Below are 450 nucleotides of genomic sequence, written 5' to 3' on the forward strand. Positions count from 1 at the left end.
GGTCGCACCGGGGACGTCGTCCTCCTTGTCCGCGATCCGTTCCAGCTTGCGGGCGAGGTCGCGCGGCGAGCGCCATTCGAGAACCACCCGCTCGCCGAGGAGCTCGCGCCGGTGCACCGCGGCGGCCGCGACCTCCTGGGCCTCGTCGAGCGAGGCGGAAGCAAGACGGCTCGCGTATTGCCGCGCGAGATCGAGAACGGCGGCCCGGCTCGCCCCGGTGATCGCGAACCGGTCGGTGCCGCCGACATAGCGCTTCGCCGGCCCCGGGACGCGGGGCGGGTCGCTGAGGATGACGTGCGCGTTCGTGCCGCCGAAGCCGAAGGAGTTGATGCCGGCGAAGCGCGGCTCGTCCGTTCGGGCGAGCGGCGTCGGCTCCGTCGCGACCTCGAGGTTCAGCTCGTCGAACGGGATCTCGGGATTCGGCTCGCTGAAATGGATGGAGGGCGGCAG

At 72.2% G+C, this 450-nt stretch carries 1 protein-coding gene; it reads right to left on the reverse strand.

Annotated features, from left to right (window positions below):
- On the reverse strand, positions 1 to 450 hold a 450-nt coding region (locus AC2JF9_RS09265), incomplete at both ends, for a ketoacyl-synthetase C-terminal extension domain-containing protein (protein WP_500727188.1).

Source organism: Lactobacillus sp. C449L (genome assembly GCF_059900815.1).